Origin of the sequence: Paenibacillus sp. FSL H8-0259 (assembly GCF_037963255.1) — a bacterium.
Lineage (GTDB): Bacteria > Bacillota > Bacilli > Paenibacillales > Paenibacillaceae > Paenibacillus_AQ > Paenibacillus_AQ phytohabitans.
In genome coordinates, this window is the sequence record NZ_CP150147.1 from 4,075,649 (window position 1) to 4,094,862 (window position 19,214).

10 protein-coding genes and 1 pseudogene are annotated in these 19,214 nt (G+C 48.0%); 8 read left to right on the forward strand and 3 right to left on the reverse strand.

Annotated features, from left to right (window positions below; genetic code table 11):
* Positions 1-253: 253 nt before the first annotated feature.
* The 3 genes from NSU01_RS17405 (at position 254) to ppsA (ending at position 11,611) form a co-directional block, all read left to right on the forward strand.
* The gene (locus NSU01_RS17405; RefSeq protein ID WP_076245892.1) at positions 254-6,649 is read left to right on the forward strand and encodes a GDSL-type esterase/lipase family protein; all 6,396 of its coding nucleotides are present in this window, start codon (positions 254-256) and stop codon (positions 6,647-6,649) included.
* A gap of 799 nt (positions 6,650-7,448) precedes the next feature.
* On the forward strand, positions 7,449-8,720 hold the full coding sequence (locus NSU01_RS17410; protein WP_197074373.1) for a BNR-4 repeat-containing protein: 1,272 nt from the start codon (positions 7,449-7,451) through the stop codon (positions 8,718-8,720).
* A 278-nt stretch (positions 8,721-8,998) separates the two neighbouring features.
* The gene (ppsA, locus tag NSU01_RS17415; RefSeq protein WP_076245894.1) at positions 8,999-11,611 is read left to right on the forward strand and encodes a phosphoenolpyruvate synthase; all 2,613 of its coding nucleotides are present in this window, start codon (positions 8,999-9,001) and stop codon (positions 11,609-11,611) included.
* Between the two features lie 47 nt (positions 11,612-11,658).
* Here ppsA and NSU01_RS17420 read toward each other — a convergent pair whose 3' ends face one another.
* Positions 11,659-12,147, reverse strand: coding sequence for a MerR family transcriptional regulator (locus tag NSU01_RS17420; protein ID WP_052421872.1), 489 nt, complete (start codon positions 12,145-12,147; stop codon positions 11,659-11,661).
* A 125-nt stretch (positions 12,148-12,272) separates the two neighbouring features.
* Here NSU01_RS17420 and NSU01_RS17425 point away from each other — a divergent pair, with 125 nt between their 5' ends.
* Positions 12,273-13,406 carry an NADH-dependent flavin oxidoreductase gene (locus NSU01_RS17425; protein WP_042137355.1) on the forward strand — a complete coding sequence of 378 codons (1,134 nt, stop codon included), beginning with the start codon at positions 12,273-12,275 and terminating at the stop codon, positions 13,404-13,406.
* Positions 13,407-13,408: 2 nt separating this feature from the next.
* Complete coding sequence (locus NSU01_RS17430) at positions 13,409-13,729, forward strand: ABC transporter substrate-binding protein (RefSeq protein WP_042137356.1); 321 nt, start codon at positions 13,409-13,411, stop codon at positions 13,727-13,729.
* A gap of 163 nt (positions 13,730-13,892) precedes the next feature.
* On the opposite strand, the gene NSU01_RS17435 is transcribed toward NSU01_RS17430, so the two are convergent.
* Positions 13,893-14,255 carry a YmaF family protein gene (locus NSU01_RS17435; protein WP_042137358.1) on the reverse strand — a complete coding sequence of 121 codons (363 nt, stop codon included), beginning with the start codon at positions 14,253-14,255 and terminating at the stop codon, positions 13,893-13,895.
* A gap of 800 nt (positions 14,256-15,055) precedes the next feature.
* On the opposite strand from NSU01_RS17435, the pseudogene NSU01_RS17440 reads away from it, so the two are divergent.
* From NSU01_RS17440 to NSU01_RS17450, 3 genes and pseudogenes are all read left to right on the forward strand, one after another.
* Positions 15,056-16,214, forward strand: a pseudogene (locus NSU01_RS17440) (transposase).
* A 170-nt stretch (positions 16,215-16,384) separates the two neighbouring features.
* The gene (locus NSU01_RS17445; protein WP_042137362.1) at positions 16,385-17,308 is read left to right on the forward strand and encodes an alpha/beta hydrolase; all 924 of its coding nucleotides are present in this window, start codon (positions 16,385-16,387) and stop codon (positions 17,306-17,308) included.
* Positions 17,309-17,406: 98 nt separating this feature from the next.
* Complete coding sequence (locus tag NSU01_RS17450; protein ID WP_042137363.1) at positions 17,407-17,757, forward strand: hypothetical protein; 351 nt, start codon at positions 17,407-17,409, stop codon at positions 17,755-17,757.
* Between the two features lie 89 nt (positions 17,758-17,846).
* Here the strand turns inward: NSU01_RS17450 and NSU01_RS17455 are convergent, their stop codons facing one another.
* Positions 17,847-19,145 carry an alpha-glucosidase/alpha-galactosidase gene (locus tag NSU01_RS17455; protein ID WP_076245896.1) on the reverse strand — a complete coding sequence of 433 codons (1,299 nt, stop codon included), beginning with the start codon at positions 19,143-19,145 and terminating at the stop codon, positions 17,847-17,849.
* Positions 19,146-19,214 lie beyond the last annotated feature (69 nt).

Here is a 19,214-nt window from a genome sequence, read left to right on the forward strand (position 1 = left end):
TCCTTATATTTTAAAATAGTCGATTCTGGGTTGAAAGTGCGTTTTTTTGAGCAGAATTGAATCCCATTATTTGATACACTTGTGCATATTTGGTGGGACCTAATGAAAGGGGATGATAACCTCTGGCTGAGCAGGTATAGCATATTGAAGTTAAGAGGACTGCAGCAGGTGTGTTAAATGACAACTATGATGTGAACGTACAAGTTTCCCCCGATTTCTAAATGAGTTTAGAATAATAGGAGGAGTTAAGTACATGGGCAAAAAAGTAATTTTCGTCAAAAAATCAGTGTTCGCATTCTTATTATCATTACTACTGGTTCTCCCGCTTGCCATTCCGGCATCTCCGGTACATGCAGAATCAACGGGCAGCCTTCCCGCACGTCAAGCAGAATATCTGAACCGGGGGTTAGTAGCGGTCCTGGTTGATAACGGTGTCTACTTGAGCTGGAGGTACTTGAATACGGATTCAGATGTAATCGCTTTCAATGTATATAAAAACGGATATAAAGTAAACTCAGCTCCGATCAGCGGCTCCACCAATTACGTGGACGCGACAGGCGCAGACAGCTCGCAGTATCAGATTTCTACCGTCATTGGCGGTAAGGAACAAATGCAGGCGGAGGCGGTATCGGTGCTGCACAACAACTATATGCCCATCCCGCTGGATAAACCGGCTGACGGCCGGACCAAAGACGGAGGCACATACTCCTATTATGCAGGGGATGCCTCTGTAGGAGATTTGGATGGCGACGGCGATTATGAAATCGTTTTCTTGTGGAGCCCGAGCAATTCCAAGGATAATTCACAGGCCGGGTATACCGGCAACGTCTATATCGATGCGATTGAAATGGACGGTACGAAGCTATGGAGAATCGACCTGGGTGTTAACATTCGCGCAGGAGCCCATTACTCACAACTGATGGTGTATGATCTGGACGGCAACGGCAAAGCTGAAGTCGTCGTCAAAACAGCAGACGGCACGAAGGACGGCCAAGGCACAGTTATCGGTGACGGCACGAAGGATTACCGCAATGAGAGCGGATATATCATCTCCGGAGCAGAATATCTGACGCTATTTGACGGTCAGACCGGCGCAGCCGTATCCACCGTGAATTACGACCCTCCAAGAGGAGAGGTAAGTGCGTGGGGGGACGGATACGGCAACCGCGTAGACCGCTTCCTGGCGGGGATTGCCTATCTGGATGGCGTGAAGCCAAGCGTAGTCATGGCCCGCGGCTACTATACAAGAACGACTCTCACAGCTTACGACTATGTTGGCGGCGAGCTGGTGAAGCGCTGGAACTTTGATACCAATGAAGCCGGATCGCAATATGAAGGACAAGGAAATCACAATCTAAGCGTGCTTGATGTTGACAGTGACGGTAAAGACGAAATCATGTACGGATCCCTGGCGATTGACGATGATGGAACCCTAATCTATAGCACCGGACTCGGCCATGGCGATGCGATGCATGCCGGCAAGCTCGATCCGGGCCGGGAAGGTTACCAGATCGTGAGTGTGCATGAGCATACGAACGCTGAATACGGGCTGGAGATGCGTGATGCTGCAACAGGTGAGATTATCTGGGGCCAGTATACCGGTAAGGATACCGGACGCGGAATGTCTGCGGATATTGATCCGAACTACCCGGGATATGAATCATGGGCAGCCACGATTGTCGATGGTCAGATGGACCCTTTATCCCGCGGATACGCGGCTGACGGAGAGGTTATTTATGAACAGAATGAAGTGCCGCGAAGCGCCAACTTTGCGATCTGGTGGGACGGGGATCTTCAGCGGGAGCTGTTCGACCATGAATGGAATAACACTACAGCGAAAGGCATTCCGCTCGTTTACAAGTGGGATTATGAGAATAAGCAACTGAAGGAGATTTTCCGGGCAACCGGTACCTTGACCAATAATCATACTAAAGGCAACCCTGCCCTTCAGGCGGATATCCTGGGTGACTGGCGTGAAGAGCTGCTGCTGCGCAGCGAAGACAGCTCGGAGTACAGACTCTATACAACAACGATTCCCACAAGCTACAAGATTCCTGCGCTGATGCAGGATCCCGTATACCGTTTAGGGATAGCCTGGCAGAATGTCGCCTACAACCAGCCGCCGCACACCGGATTCTATCTCGGAGCGGAAGCGACCGAATTCCCTAAAGCGAATGTCACTCTAACCGGAGCACAAGAAACACCTCAGCAGGTTTATTACTTTGATTTCGGCACGGACCCGGCTGCCGGAGCAACAGCAGTTCAGGATACACCTTACACAGAGGCAACCGGATACGGCTTTGAGAGTACAAGCGGAATTACTCTGGACGCAAATCATGTTTCGCTTCCGGACAACACAAAGTTTGCTGTTGACCTGCCGAGTGCCAATTACAAGGTAACGCTCAAGCTTGGTGCTGATGCCCGGGATTCCAATATCGGCGTCAAATCTGAATTTGTTCAAAAGCTGGCCGTCACTGGTGTAAGCGCGGGAGCACCTCTGGTCTACTCGTATGATATTGCGGTGGTAGACGGTCAGCTGGAGCTCATTTTCTCCGGCACAGCCATTGACGTGCAGGAGATTATTATCGAGAAGTACCCGGAGAAGACGCCGGGAACTGCAAAGACGATCTATATGGCCGGCGATTCCACGATGCAGTCTTATAGCAGTGCGCAGGCTCCTCAGGAAGGGTGGGGCCAGCAATTCGGACGATATTTTGCGAATGGTGCGGTGGTCCAGAACGATTCGATCGGCGGCAGAAGCAGCAAATCATTCATGGTTGACGGCCGTCTCGATACGATATTGCAGCGGATCAAACCGGGAGACTTCTTCTTCATTTCTTTCGGACATAACGATGCCAGCATAGGAATTCCTGACCGCTATGCCTCCCCGGCGGATTATAAAACCTACCTGACCCGTTATGTGAACGGAGCCAAGCAGCGCGGTGCAAGCCCGGTCCTGCTTACGCCGGTAGGACGAAGAGACTTCAATACAGTCACTCAGGAATTTAACGTAAGCTTCCCCGAATATGTGAAGGCGGCCAAAGAAGTAGCGGCAGAGCTGAATGTACCGCTGATTGATTTGAGCCAGTTAAGCATTGCGGATTACAATCGTATCGGCCTGGCGGCTACGGAGAAAATCTTCCTGTACGCTAATCCCGGCGAATATCCGAAGTACCCGAACGGCGTCGGCGATAATACGCATTTCAGCAGCTACGGTGCGCAGGTTATTGCCGGTCTGGTAGCGGGAGCAGTGAAAGACATGGGACTCAGCATATCACCATTAGTCTTCGATCCGGATATTACGGAACCGGAGCCAGAACCGGAGGTTCAGGTCTATGAGGAGAACTTTGAGGGTGATCCGGCGGCCGCTCAATATTCAATGGTGAATGCCACGGGTATAGCCGGGACAATGACAGGCACGGTCACCGAGCAAAGCGGAAACAAGGTGATGTCGGTTACCGGTTCCGGCTCCGGGAATCGCGCGAAAGTGTTCCGGTTGTTCGATGCGGTGAACGGGGACATCGTTAATGTTAATTTCAACTGGCATTCCGGCAACGTAGGTGCTACCCCGTCAGAAGGACATCTGACCTTGCAGGATGCAAACGAGAATATCATTCTCACACTGTTAACAAAAACAGGAACAACCAGTCCCGGTACAAAAATCCATTATTTTGTGGGCCCGTACACACCTGACTACGGAATCGGCACCACAGCTGTTCCGGATGGCGGAATTACGACGGACATTCTGAAGAACCAGTGGGTCAATGCCAATGTGAAGATTAATTTTGCCGAGAAGAAGATTGATCTGACATTGACGAGTCTGGCTGACCCCACTGTCACTCAGACGATCAAGGATATCCCGATGAGTCCCGGCGTTTATGCCAATAACGTAAGGGGATTCCGGTTCCTGGGAACGAGAAAGGGAGGCGGCGGCACGCTGAGCTGGACCACGCAGATCGATAATGTGAAGCTCGAAGGCAAGATGCTTCCACCGGTTGCAGGCGATCAGGCGGCATTGATTGCGCTGCATCAAGAAGTGAAAGCCTTGGATCTGTCAGCCTATACGGACGCATCCGTAGCAGTGCTGAATAAAGCGTTGGCGTCTGTGGAAGCAGTGCTGGGTACAGATGCCACACAGGCTCAAGTCGACCATGCAGTGAACCTGCTGACAGTCGCGAGGGAATCACTGACCAGTAGCCCGGCTGGTGATATCAGCGTATACAAATTTGATTTCGGCTCCGGAAGCGCTGAACAAGGCTACACCAGAGTAGATTCCAAAAGAGCTTATATTGAAGGGAATGGCTACGGCTTTACGGATACCGCGCTGGTACAGGATGAGAACCGCGAAACCGGAAATGCGCTGACAGAGGATTTCATCCGCATGAACGGCAGCAGCTTCCTGGTGGAAATGAAGCCGGCTAATTACCGTGTAACCATGACCATTGGCGATGCAGAGGAAGCGACTAACGCTGCTGTGGTTGTCGAACAGATGACCAAAGTTCCGGTTACAACCGTAGCCAAGGGCCAGTTTACCGAAGTAACCTATGATATTGCCCTGATTGACGGTGTCTTTGACTTTACGTTCTCCGGCAATTCGCCGAAGATCAATGCGCTGAAGATCGAGCGCCTGCCGGAGACCGGCGTAGCTGACCAGCCGACCCTCTATCTGGCAAGCGATTCCACGGTCGCCAATTATGCAGAAAGCTATCGCCCGCAGGCTGGATGGGGTGAGACGCTAGGCGGTTATTTCGATCTGGAGCAGATTCGTATTGACAACCGTGCTGTCAGCGGTTTAAGCAGTAAGACCTTCCTGGTTGGCGGATATCTTAACGACATTCTGCTGGGTATTCATGAAGGTGACTATCTGTTCATGCAGTGGTCGCATAATGATTCCACACCGTCCCGGCCGGAACGTTATCTTACACCGGAGCAGTTCAAGGTGTATCTGAAAGATTACATTAACGGTACTGTGCAGAGAGGCGCAATTCCGGTGCTGGTCACGCCGGTGAACCGGCGCGATTTCACCGGAGAAGTATTGAACAAGAGCTTCCCGGAATATGTGCAGGCGATGAAAGAAACGGCACAGGAGACTGGAGCCCTGCTGATTGATCTGAATCAAGCCAGCTGGGAATATTTCCAGGAGCTTGGGCCGGAAGGTACCAAATCCATATTTATGTGGGTGGGTACAACCGAGGACAACACACATCTTCAGATGAACGGTGCGGTAAAGGTATCCGGGATGGTAGCTAAGCTCGTGCAAAAGCTGGACATTCCGCTCTCTAGTCTGGTTACCCTTGAAGAAGAACCTTCGGACCAGACAGCGCCGCATACTACTGCGGCTATGGCAGGAGAGTTGCAGAATAACTGGTATACTTCAGCGGTAGAAGTAACGTTTACCGCAACGGATGAAGCTTCCGGAGTCGATTCGACTTACTATCAAATCGACGGCGGGGAGATCCAGACCGGCACGAAGCTGACGATAAGTGATGAGGGCAAACACACCGTCACTTACTGGAGCGTTGACCTGAACGGCAATAAGGAGGCTGAACAGACACTTGCAGTACCTGTGGATCTCGCCCCTCCGGCCATCGATATTCAGGGCCAGACAGAATACACGATTGACCAGCAGGTAGAGATTATATATACAGCTTCCGATACCGTGTCCGGTGTAGCAGAACCAAGCGGCGTGCTGTTGAACGCTCCTGCTTATACGCTGGAGCCTGGCTTGCATGAGGTAACAGCTACGGTCTCCGACTTGGCGGGCCGGGAAACGAGTGTGGATTACAGTTTCGGCATTTCGGCTACCTTTGCAAGTTTGGCTGAGCTGACACGTACCTTCGCGGCTGCTTCGGATGATCCGAACGCCGGGGCACTTGCCGAACAGCTGGGAGGCAAACTGCAGCTGGCAGAACTAGCAGCGGGTGCACATGAAGGTGCGAAGGCACGACAGCTGCTCGCATCCTATGGCAATGATGTCAATGCCGGCAGGAATACGGTATTTACAGCGGAACAGGCAGATGTACTGGGTAAGTGGGCCGCATGGATCAGCCAGGGCACACCACTTGCGGACAGTGCCCCCGGCACTCCTGTATTGTCCGACAACAACGGCCATGATACTGGGCTGAGAGACGGAGATTACACCATCACCATGAATCTCTGGTGGGGTAACAACGGCACAAAGTTCAAGCTGTATGAGAACGGTGAGCTGATCCAAGAAGTGTCTCTGGCAGACCAGTCCCCTTCCGCCCAGTCTGTACAGATCGATATTACCGGCAAACGGAATGGTACGTATATCTATACAGGTGAACTGAGCAATTCATACGGTACAACGAAGAGTGCCCCGCTGAGTGTAACAGTCACGGATGCCTCTCCAGGGCAAGCCGTATTGTCTAACGACAACTGGGACGGGGACGGCAGCTATAATGTAAGTATGAATCTGTGGTGGGGTACGAATGCTACCGGATATGATCTCTATGAGAATGGAATTCTGGTAGATACCCAAACCCTGCAGGCACAGACACCAGGTGCACAATCGGCAGTCACTGCAATTTCCGGCAAAGCTCCGGGGACCTATGAATACGAGGTGGTGTTACGCAACCCGGCGGGTGAAACCAGAACGCCGAAGATGATCGTCACGGTACGGAAATAGACCGGCCAGGCTGATAGCCTGGCAGATGCTTAAGCTTCACATTCAGGAAAGTCCGCGACCCGGACTTTCCTTTTTTTATTGCATAGGAAATGATGATAGGCGTGAGCTGTGGACAATCGGTTACTTTGAAATTTGGAGCAAATCTGTCAGAAGGACGAATGTGTTCTTGTATCAGGAATCCCACTGAATCCCGGGAGGTCGGGCTAAAAGGGGAACCAATGTATGCGAAAAATCGAATACAATGTGCGTCCGTGGAGATAACCTGACCAATGTATGCGAAAAATCGAATACAATGTGCATCCATGGAGGTAACTGGACCAAATGTATGCGAAAAATCGAATACAATGTGCATCCATGGAGGTAACTGGACCAAATGTATGCGAAAAATCGAACACATTGTGCATGCGTGGAGGTAACCGGACCATATGTATGCGAAAAACCGAATACATTGTGTTTTCCCGGAAGGAAGAAGATTATATCACTGGATGCTGCTCATGTCTGAATGGAGTAATGTATGGTAACCTTTGAATCTGCATCAGGTGCAAAGGCGCTTAAGCTCCAGCTTGATTCACCCGATAGGGTGATTTTGTCATGTTGAATTTTCTATCCTCGTACACAGTAATCTTGCAAAAGTACAGTAACAAATCCCGCTTCCGCGTGCTATTCTTGGTCAGAAATACTTGAAAGATCCTAGGAAGGAGGTACACCGGACAAAATTGAATGCGTTTACATTAGTGGATGGATGATTGAATGAATACTGCACTTTGTAAGAAGCATTTATCTGAGGGAGGCGGAAGGGTTGAAGAAAATTAAACAATGGAAGCTCGGACTCATGATGACAGTGCTGATGCTGATGCTGCCAGCAGGAACAGGTAGCGCAGCCGCTGTGCTGGAAGAGGTTCCTTTTCCGATGGATTCCAGCAATCAGGCCGGATGGTGGTCTCCCCTTGCCACGTATGGACTGGGTTATGAGTATGCGTACATGGCCTATAATGCACCGGGAACTATTGCTGGTAAGCATACCGTAGCCATTGCCAGACGGGATAACGATGGGATTTGGAGCAAGCTGCCGCTCATGAACGGAACCGCACCTGCAGAGTATCTCGACGATCTGGGGCATAATCAGCCGTCGATGGCCAGAGACGGGAGCGGCCGGTTTCACGTATTCGCCTCCATGCACAGCAATCCATGGCAGTACTTCCGTTCGGATACGGTAGGCGGGATTCCGCAGAATCACTCCGATGAGCTGCCTCAAGGCATGACGGTAACCTATCCGGTATTGGCGACAGCCCCGAACGGGGATTTGTATCTGATGGTGCGTGCTGACAAAGATCCGGCAGGCAAAAGAGAGGCCGTTCTGTTCCGCTGGAATAATGCCGAATCTGTGTGGAGCCAGGTCAAGGTGATTGCCGCGCACCTTAACCGGTCTGTCTACCCTGACGATCTGGTCTTTGATGCCAGGGGAGATCTTCATATCTTGTTCGAGTGGGCGTATTTCGCTGCCAGCCCGCTGCGCCACCAGCTGTCTTATCTGAAATATAGTCCTTCCACGGGGGGATTCTCCAAAGCAGACGGAACGCCTGTGTCAGCTCCGGTCTCACTGACTACCGCAGATATTGTACAGCCTATGGCTCCTGGTGAAGCCTATGTACAGAGCGGCAGCGATCCCGGCGGACCGGGCGTTCAGAGCGCCAAGATGACGCTCGATACTCTCGGCCGCCCGGTTATTGCGTACCGCTATCGTGAAGAAGGCGCTACGAGCTTCTCGGTTAAGCAGGCCACTTATGGCACAGGGGGATGGGTGCTGCAGACGGTCTATAATGCAGCTCCGACTACAGCCGCGATTGATGTGACCTGGGCAGGCAATGCCGCAAGAATCTATTACGTGAAAAGCAGCGGCAGCGATCGTGCATTCATGGCCGTAAATACGGGCGCAGGCTGGACCGAAACATCGCTTGCGCCGGGTATCCCGGTCGAGCGGCTGGCGGTTGACCGCAGTCCCAAAGGTATCGATATCCTGTATCTGGTGGATGTGACAAACCTGAAGCTCTACTACGGGCGTAACGAATAGACGAATAGAGGAGGACTCAGATTCCTTTATTTGTGTTAATCAGGCGTTATTCGCGGAATCTCAGTCCGCTTCAATATAACTTCCCATACGTCAAAAAAAAGAACCTGAGCAGCAGCTCAGGTTCTTCATATTGCATATATACATACAGGATGATATAATCACTTCACAACTGTTTTTATTTGAAATAACAAAGTTAATGCATCTTATATATTTAATATAACATGCCGGAAATTTCTTGTCAAATTTTTTTTCAACTCAATAGTTAGGGGAGATATGGAATGGATGCTTTGGTTCTGGGTTTTGAGGAAATGGATAATACGCAGCTGCTGCTGGTTGGCGGCAAAGGGTTAAATCTGGGGATGTTATCAGGAATAGAAGGCATCCAAGTCCCCGAAGGCTTCTGTGTTACAACCGCAGCTTATCAGGAAGCAATCGTGCATAACGAAACCTATCATGTTCTACTGAATCGGCTAACCACACTGCGAGCGGACAACCGGGAGCAGATTAGAGAAATCAGCAGGGAGATCCGCCGGATGATTACGGAAGCAGAAATTCCGTCCGGGGTTGTAACAGCAGTTACACAGGTTCTCTCCCGGCTGGGGAGTGAACAGGCTTACGCGGTACGTTCCAGTGCGACTGCTGAGGATCTGCCGCATGCCTCTTTTGCCGGCCAGCAAGACACCTACTTAAATATTATCGGCGTTGATGCCATCCTCCAGCATATCAGCAAATGTTGGGCCTCACTATTCACGGACCGCGCGGTAATCTACCGGCTGCAGAATGGTTTTGACCACACTCAGGTCTATTTGTCAGTTATCGTTCAAAGAATGGTCTTCCCGCAGGCTTCGGGCATTCTGTTTACCGCTGATCCGGTAACAAATAACCGCAAGCTGCTGTCCATCGACGCCAGCTTTGGACTTGGAGAAGCATTGGTCTCAGGCCTGGTGTCTCCCGATTGCTATAAGGTGAAGGAAGGCGAGATCATCGATAAGCGGATTGCAGCCAAAACATTGGCAATCTACGGACTGCCGCAAGGCGGTACCGAAACCCGGCAGCTTGATTCCGGCCAGCAACAGGCGCAGACGCTTACTGAACCGCAAATTTTACAGTTGGAACGTATTGGAAGACAAATCGAGGCTTATTTTGGCTCACCCCAGGACATTGAATGGTGTCTGGCTGATGATACCTTCTATATTGTGCAGAGCCGGCCTATCACCACGCTATTCCCGATCCCTGAAGCCAGTGATCAAGAGAACCGCGCTTATGTATCTGTGGGTCATGGGCAAATGATGACAGATGCTATGAAGCCGCTGGGACTGTCTTTTCACCTATTAATTACTCCTGCTCCCATGCGTATAGCCGGCGGAAGACTGTTTGTCGATGTCACCTCCTATTTGGCTTCGCCCGCCAGAATGATGATCATTGATACCTTGGGGAAATCCGATCCGCTTGTCAAAGACGCGCTTATGACTATCGTGGAGCGGGGAGATTTCATACCCATCTCACCGCAAGCTGAAGCGGCCGCGCAGTCCGGCAAAAGCAATCCAGGTAAGCCGCCCGTTGGCGATCAAACACCTGCCGGCAGCGATCCGGCCATCGTTACGGAGCTGATCAAGAGTAATGCAGCATCGGTAGAAGAGCTGAAACACAACATCAAGACGAAATCAGGCTCGGCTCTATTCGAGTTCATCCTTGAAGATATCCAGGAACTGAAGAGGGTTCTATTCAACCCGCAGAGTACGGCAGTGTTCATGGCCGCAATGGATGCTTCCGCATGGATTAACGAAAAAATGAACGAGTGGTTGGGTGAAATTAACGCGGCTGATACCCTTTCGCAATCGGTGCAGAACAATATTACTTCGGAAATGGGTCTGGAACTGATGGATGTCGCAGATGTAATTCGTGCCTTCCCGCAGGTCATTGATTATTTGCAGCAAGTACAAGAGGAGGACTTCCTGGACGGACTGATGAAGATAGAGGGCGGGCAAAAAACGTATGACACTCTAAATAATTATCTCAGCAAATATGGAATGCGCTGTACCGGAGAAATCGATATTACCAGAACCCGCTGGAGCGAGAAACCGGCGATACTGATCCCCATGATTCTTAGCAACATCAGGAACTTTGCACCGGATGCCAGCAGACAGAAATTTGAGCAGGGGCGGCAGGAAGCTTGGGAGAAAGAACAGGAGCTGTTAGACCGCTTGAAGCAGTTACCGGATGGAGTACACAAAGCCGAAGAAACCAAAGTAAGAATTGACCTGGTCCGGAATTACATCGGTTACCGGGAATATCCTAAATACGGCATGGTTAGCCGTTACCTGGTTTATAAGCAGGCGTTACTGAAAGAAGCCGGACGGCTCGTTCAAGCAGGTGTTATCCACGACAAAGAAGATATATACTACCTCAATTTTGAAGAGCTTCACGAAACCGTCCGCACGAATACAATCGATTACCGGCTCATCAATCAACGTAAAGAGGACTATAAATTATATGACAAGCTCACTCCCCCGCGTGTGATTACCTCTGATGGAGAAATCCTGTCCGGCCAGTACAAACGGGCTCATCTCCCGGCTGGAGCTATTGCAGGTCTGCCTGTTTCTTCCGGAGTGGTAGAAGGCAGGGCACGTGTGATCCTCAACATGGAAGAGGCTAAGCTGGAGGAGGGGGATATCCTGGTCACCTTGTTTACCGACCCCAGCTGGACTCCGTTGTTCGTCTCCATCAAAGGCCTAATTACAGAAGTCGGCGGACTGATGACCCATGGCGCAGTGATCGCACGGGAATACGGCTTACCGGCAGTTGTCGGAGTGGAGAATGCCACCAGACTCATCCAGGACGGGCAACGCATCCGTGTGCATGGAACCGAAGGGTATGTTGAAATATTGTGAGAAGAAAAATATTGACTTCGTGTGCACACGAAGCCCTAGACTAACTTTTAGGGTGAAACATGAGCCTTTGATGCTGAATGGATATGTTCCGGTATATCATATTTCTCACCGCATTCCGGATTATTGTTAACCGGATTCCAGGTGTCGTTCAATTGGCCAGCCAAGACACTATTGTAATAAGCCTTCTTTTCTTTAATGTGCATTAATTGAAGGTTGTACGCATGGATCTTTGCCTCTAGTTCTTTTTCTTGCTTTGCAACAAGCTCAGCCCTGTCAGGAATCGTCTCATCACCTTGTAAACACATAGCAATGTAATGTTTGACTTCTGAAATCGGCAATCCTGAAATACGAAAGGAGTGAACCATTCGTAGCCAATCCAGATCATGGTCAGAGAATAAACGGTTGTTTCTGCCATCTCTTGAAACGAAAGGAATTAATTGTTGGTCATCGTAGTAACGGATTGTATGTTTGGTAAGTCCGGTGATTTCTGCTACATCTTTAATCGTATATTTGGGTTCATGTAATGACTGATTCAAAATTTCGTACCTCCATGATATTGACTTCGAGTAACTCGAATACTTAATGAAGTTATTGTAACAATGTCGTTGCCGCTCATCAACTGGTAAGTTTAGAAATGAACTAATTAGAAAGAGGTAAGAAAATGAACACAAAATATAACAGCCTGTTCGAATCTTTCACATTCAAAAATGGGATTTCTCTTAGAAATAGGGTAGTAATGTCGCCTATGACCACCTGGGCCAGCAATGACGATTACACAATTTCAGATGGTGAAGTGAACTATTACAGAAGAAGAGTAACAGGTGTAGGTCTGGTTATAACAGGGTGTACACATGTTCAGCCTAATGGGATTGGTTTTACGAATGAATTTGCAGCCTATGACGATAAATTCATTCCAAGTTTACGTAGATTGGCGGATGCGGCAAAAAGCGGCGGAGCTGCTGCTGTGCTTCAAATTTTTCACGCAGGCAGCAAAGCACTCCCGGATCTTACCCCAAATAGAGATGTAGTTAGTTCAAGTGCTGTTGAGACGGAAGCTACAGGATTTGCTCCTTCCGTTATGCCGAGAGAGCTTTCGCACGATGAAGTATGGGAAGTCATTCATGCATTTGGAGAAACAACAAGACGAGCGATAGAAGCAGGGTTCGACGGGGTTGAAATTCATGGTGCACACGGATTTTTAGTTCAAAACTTTTTCTCTCCCTACTTCAACAGACGTGAGGATGATTGGGGAGGATCACTTGAGAACCGCCTTCGTTTTCCACTGGCAATCGTTAAGGAAATGAAAAGGGTTATTGAAAAGCATGCTGTTAAACCGTTTATTCTCGGTTACCGGATTTCTCCTGATGAACATCAAGAAGGCGGTATAAGGATGAAAGATACTTATGTATTGATTGACCGTCTGATTGAAGCAGAAGTTGATTATGTGCATGCTTCACTAGCTGATGCTCTATCCTCTAAGCCAGTTGATAGCCAAGATGATAGGACTTATCTTGAGTTGATCGTTGAACATGTGAATAGCCGGATTTCCCTACTGGCTGCGGGTTCTATGGTAACGCCCGATGATGCTGCAAAAGGATTAGATAAAGGACTTAACCTAGCTGTGATCGGACATGCGTTAATTACAGATCCAGATTGGATTGACAAGGTTCAAAGCGGACAGGAATCAGATATTCAAACAGCTATCAAGGCTTCCAATATTAATACCATTGATCTTCCGGAAAAACTATGGGCTGTCCTTCAAGCTTCAGGTCCGTGGTTTAAAATCGAAAATTAAACATGTTAAAACAACATTCCCTGTCTGAACAGTCTCGCTTTTCCAAACTTTTTGCCGCTCTACACATCGGGAAAGTCTTACGGCACGCGGGCATTTTCCACATTCTTTGGTCTTTCGAATATAAATGCCATTTCCTAATCATCAGCACGGGTAAAGAAGCTAAGGGGAACTTCGAAGAGCTGGAGAAGAATCCGGTATGGCAAAATCTAAAAGCTGTTAAAAACAATCATGTCTACCTCTTGGATGGACAAAAATGGCTCGATTACTCCTCCATTGGCCAAAGCATGGCGCTTGATGATGCTGAACATTTATTCAGCAAATAGCCCTATCACAAAAGATACTCCATCAGACAATATGTTTGATGGAGTATCTTTATTTGTGGGCAAAAGCACACAGACTGATGGCTGGAGATGGTTTATTAGGCTATTTTATATAACCGAATTCAAACGAGTACACTTTCTCATGGGTAATATAGTCTTACTTTATTTAAACAAGAGGGGAGTCAATCAATGTCGCAAAATTAAATGGATGTCTATGACCATCGTTTACTGTCGTTTGGCCCATTACAAAGTGTACATGTTTACCATTCCCCACTGGAATAGCCGGTCCTGTTCTAATCTTTTTCAGATTATGAAAATGGTTCAGAAAATCAGTTTTGTTGAGATCAATTTCATGAACATGACTGCTTCCTACCCGGATGGCTTGCCCGGTCACGCCTGCGAAGCGATGGTTATGGCGGTCTGCACCTGCTTCAGCCAGTTTTGTACTCCCCTCAAATTCATGCACATGTCTCTGCGCCCGTGTGGAGTACAGTACTTTCTTCACCAATTTAGGATTCTTCTTCTGCATCCGTTACCAGCCTCCTTAGGATTCTTCACTTCATAACATCCTATTAAGGGAAGCGAATGTACGTGCTAGGCAACTTTCAGAGAATATAATGAATATTACAGATGGTCACCAAAAAGCCAAAGTGGGAATATGCTATCCCCATAGAAATTACAGGAAGGATGTTGCACGGATTGATAAGCGCTGACCCTGTGTATCAAATTTTGAAATTGCTTGGAGCAGAAAAAGAATCTCGTTTTCAGGAGCTAGGGATGGATCAGAGAGATATTACTATTGTATTAAAGCATATTCACCAAGCCCGTTATGCTAACCGAAAGTGGATTAACTCAAGCCGGCCTTGATTACATTGTTCTCGCTCTTAAAAGAGGAATTTAACAAGAACAAAGACCAAAATCAGCGCCCCTGTAAATGTCATTATATTCGCTTGCTTATTTTTACTTTTCAGATAGTTATATCCTCGATTAAAAATCAATGTACCGCATAACATTACCATCGACCATGAGCGTCTGGCTTGATCAACTGCACTATAGTCATTCGTCAATAAAGACAAGCTTAGGCCAAGAGTTGCTGCAGCGAACGTATACTAAGCGTTCTAAACGTTTTCTTCAAGCTATTTTCGACCACCTTCACATTTAAGTCTATCTGACTCAATTTTCGCAGAGTCAAAATCGAGTTGACCCCATACTGGGGTTAAGGTGGAGCATGTTTAAGTAAGGGTCTTGCCACCATAGAAAAACACTAATTCATTTGGTAAAGTGAGAGTGTCGAAGCTTCCACTAAACCACAGAAAATGTGTCCTACCCATGATAAAGCAAAAGCTGTCTCTAGATCAACTCCCGCCTGAAATGAGGCCTGCTTTTCAGGAGCTCGGTGTACTGAAGCACCTGAGAAAATCAGGATTCAAAAAGGCTTTCGGCTATACCTGTTCCCATCTGTTCCTGCTCGTTTTCGTGCTACTCTTCCATCAGAAAAACTGGTTTCGCCTGCTGGAAAGTGCCAAAGGTGAAATCTTTCCTGGCAAAGATACGGTCTATCGGTTTCTCAATCATAGCGGCTTCGCTTGGCGGCGCTTCTTGACTTCGCTCAGCAGTGACACTGTGTAGCGGGTCGAAACCCTGACTTCCGTCACGAGAACCTCCGTGTTCATTGTGGACGATTCCATGTTTGAACGAAATCGGAGCAAAACTGTAGAATTGTTGGCTCGTTTCAAGGATCACGCGACGGGTGCTTACTATAAAGGGTTTCGTATGCTGACTTTGGGCTGGTCGGACGGCCATACGTTTCTCCCTTTGGACTTCGCTTTGCTGAGTTCCATAAAGGCCGGACTTACCGGCATGAATCCGGGAATCGACAAGTGCTCCTGCGGGTACAAACGCCGGAAGGAAGCATTACTTTCTGCCCCACATCTGGTTTCCGAACTGCTGGATCGGGCCATCGATTCCGGGGTTTCTGCAGCTTACGAACTTATGGATATCTGGTTCACGCATACCCCCTAATCGGGCGGATTGTAGACTGAGATCTTCATATCATTGGTATGGTAAAAAACGAGTGGCTAGCTATTCTATCGACGGATCTGACGCTAACGGCACCGGAAATGATTAAAATCTACGCTCTTCACTGGGACATCGAAGTCTTTTTTAAATGCGCTAAATCCTTGTTACGTCTGCAAAAGAGTTTCAAGGTCGCTCCTACGGTTTGCTAATTAGCCATACAACGATTGTCTTTTCCCGCTATATTCTGCTGGTCTGGCAGCATCGGCAAAGTACCGATCAACGGACGCTCGGCGGACTGTTTTATTTGCTTTGTGATGAAGTCGGCACTTTGGACTGGGCCCTTGCTTTACAACAACTGGTGGAATTGATGAACGAAATCGCCAATCAACTCGGCAAGAAACTATTCGCCATGATTAAAAGTCAACTCCAGCACTGGATCTCCGCTCTGCCCAATTCAAAAAGGCGATAACGGATTCATTAGGCTGTCGCCTTTTTTGCGCATGGAATCAACGTTATGTTTAATTATTCTTAGGATTTTGCTAATGTCGAATCCAAATAGAATTTTTCTTGACCTTGAAGTATACATCAACCCTTATAATGCAAATACAGTAATCATTCAGCATGACAGGAGGGGGAACGATGAGTGTACAAGTATATACAAAAAAACGTTCAACTAAGAGTTTTCTGTTTGAGAAGTATTTAGCTTTACGAAACACAAAAAAAGGCTTTTCAAGTATTGAAAACACGACCCAGTTTGTAAAACGGGTAGGCCTAGAAAACAGTAAACCCTATATAATTGCTGATGTTAAATTCATCAGCGGAATTACGGAGGAAGTGTTTGAGGGAATTAAGGTTTTTACAATAAATGACCAACAATCCTTGACGCAAAAAGTAATTCTCTATATCCATGGCGGTGCTTGGGTCAACCAGCCTTTAAGCTTTCACTGGATGTTCATGGATAGAATGGCACAGTCGCTTAATGCGAAAATAATTGCCCCTATTTATCCTAAAATTCCTAACTTTAATTATAAGAATACCTATCCGAAGCTCCTTAACCTGTATAAAGATATTCTGGGAACCGTTCAAAGTCCGGAACAATTGACGATTATGGGCGATTCAGCAGGCGGAAACATCTCACTGGGTCTGGCCCATCTGCTCCAAATGAATGATATTCCCCAGCCCAAGGACATCATTCTATTGTCTGCCTGTGTGGATATGGGGCTTACTAACCCGCTTATTCCTGAATATGAAAAGAAGGACCCGATGCTGTCGGTGGGTGGAATGGAAGTCATTACAAGGATCTGGGCGGATGATAAAAGCTTAAGCGATCCTATAATCAGTCCCATCTACGGGGACTTTGAAGGCCTCGGAAGAATCACTCACTTTATCGGAACGCACGAAGGGCTATATCCCGATGCCATGAAACTGGATGACAAGCTAACCGGGCAGGGAATTGAAATCAATACCTTTGTATATCCCAAAATGAACCATGTGTTTGTGATCATGCCCATCCCCGAAGCGATAGATGCCCAGCGGAAGATTATTGAGATTATTAAGAGCTAGGAGATTGTTATTGCAGACTTAGTGTTGACTTCTATATTATGGTATATTTACCCCTATAGATCACCAGCTGGATAATGGCATTCTGGAGAGGGTTGTATATGAGACTAGCTAAATATTTGAAGTTATCAATGATTGTCTTATTCGTTCTAATGATTGGTTCAGCATGCCAAAACAACCAGGAAGGAGGGCTGGACGGTTATATTTCATTAGATGAATTAACGGATTTATCGGAAAAGGGCAACACATTGGATTGGAGCGATTTGAACAAATATTCTTTTGAAGATACCGGTTCAGGATTATATATAAGGAATTATCCCATTGAAGGAGGGCGCCAGCTTGTACTTACGGGTAGAAGCCTGGAAAGTCCGCCGGAGAGAGTATATGTGATTAATCAAAGCGGCAAGGAGTTAGATTTCAATCCAGACAGCCTGAGCGAATGGAGTCGTTGAACTAAAATTCATCATAAGCAAAGAAGCCTCTCCTATAGCGTCCTATAGGGGGGCTTCTTTGCTTATAGCGATAAAACAAATTTCACCTTTTATTGATAGTCAGGCAGCCAGTCACCGTGGGCAGCGATCAGCTCATCACACATATTAATGATATCATCCATCGATAGCTCTGCTGAAGTATGCGGATCCAGCATGGCTGCGTGGTAGATATGCTCTTTCTTGCGTGTCATGGCGGCCTCAATCGTTAGCAGTTGTGTATTGATATTCGTCCGGTTCAGTGCGGCACATTGCGGAGGCAAATCGCCTACGTAGGTCGGAGTTACTCCACTGCGGTCAACCAGACAAGGGACCTCGACACAGGCTTCTTTGGGCAGATTAGGAATCAGTCCTGTGTTCATAACGTTGCCGCCGATCTTAAACGGCACATTAGTCTCCATCGCTTCCAGAATATAAGAGGCGTATTCATGTGAACGTTCATGCGCAAGCTCCTGATTATTCACCAGCTCCTCACTCATCTGTTCCCAGCGACTAATCTGTTCTACACAGCGGCGCGGATATTCGTCTAGAGGGATCTGGAACCGCTCAATCAGCTCGGGATAATTTCTTTTGATGAAATACGGATGGTATTCGGCATTATGCTCGGAGGATTCTGTAATGTAATAGCCGAATTTCAGCATCATCTCATAGCGGACCATATCACCGTGAGGCTCAAGCTGCTTCTCTGCAGCGAGGCGTTTGATCTCCGGGTACAAGTCCTTGCCGTCCTTGGTAACCTTGAGCAGCCAGGCCATGTGGTTGATACCGGCAATCGTCGCCTGTACACCTTCCTGTTCTATCCCGAGGTGACTGAATAATCCGGGGATACATTGCTGCACGCTGTGGCATAATCCCACCGTATTCACTCCGCCGTAAGTGTTCATCACATTCGTTAGAACGGCCATCGGGTTCGTGTAGTTCAGGAACAGCGCATCCGGACAGACCTCACGAATATCCGCAGCGAAATCGAGCATGACCGGAATCGTGCGCAAATTGCGGAATAATCCTCCGATGCCTGCAGTGTCCGCAATAGTCTGACGCAAGCCGTATTTCTTCGGAATTTCAAAATCTGTAATGGTGCATGGATCATATCCCCCGACCTGAATGGCATTGATTACATATTTGGCGCCGCGCAGCGCTTCTTTGCGGTCGGTATAGGCGATGATGGTACAGGTGCTGCCGCCGCTGTTCTTCAGATTCGTGAGCATATTCTCGGAGTCTTTGAGCCGCTGAAGGTCAATATCATACAAGGCAAGCTCGAACCCCTGCAGGGCAGGTGTAGCCATGATATCCCCCAGGACGTTTTTGGCAAAAACCGTGCTGCCGGCACCGATAAATGTAATTTTGGACATTAGACATTAGCCTCCTGTAAGTTGCGGAATACGCTTCATTCATTTGGGAATATGAATCTTAATCCGAAT

What these genes read in the sequence shown, in the direction of transcription:
- NSU01_RS17450 (WP_042137363.1), top strand. Translation starts at nt 17,407, where the DNA reads ATGAGACTAGCTAAATATTTGAAGTTATCAATGATTGTCTTATTCGTT.
- NSU01_RS17435 (WP_042137358.1), bottom strand. Translation starts at nt 14,255, where the DNA reads ATGCAGAAGAAGAATCCTAAATTGGTGAAGAAAGTACTGTACTCCACA.
- ppsA (WP_076245894.1), top strand. Translation starts at nt 8,999, where the DNA reads ATGGATGCTTTGGTTCTGGGTTTTGAGGAAATGGATAATACGCAGCTG.
- NSU01_RS17445 (WP_042137362.1), top strand. Translation starts at nt 16,385, where the DNA reads ATGAGTGTACAAGTATATACAAAAAAACGTTCAACTAAGAGTTTTCTG.
- NSU01_RS17425 (WP_042137355.1), top strand. Translation starts at nt 12,273, where the DNA reads ATGAACACAAAATATAACAGCCTGTTCGAATCTTTCACATTCAAAAAT.
- NSU01_RS17430 (WP_042137356.1), top strand. Translation starts at nt 13,409, where the DNA reads ATGTTAAAACAACATTCCCTGTCTGAACAGTCTCGCTTTTCCAAACTT.
- NSU01_RS17455 (WP_076245896.1), bottom strand. Translation starts at nt 19,145, where the DNA reads ATGTCCAAAATTACATTTATCGGTGCCGGCAGCACGGTTTTTGCCAAA.
- NSU01_RS17405 (WP_076245892.1), top strand. Translation starts at nt 254, where the DNA reads ATGGGCAAAAAAGTAATTTTCGTCAAAAAATCAGTGTTCGCATTCTTA.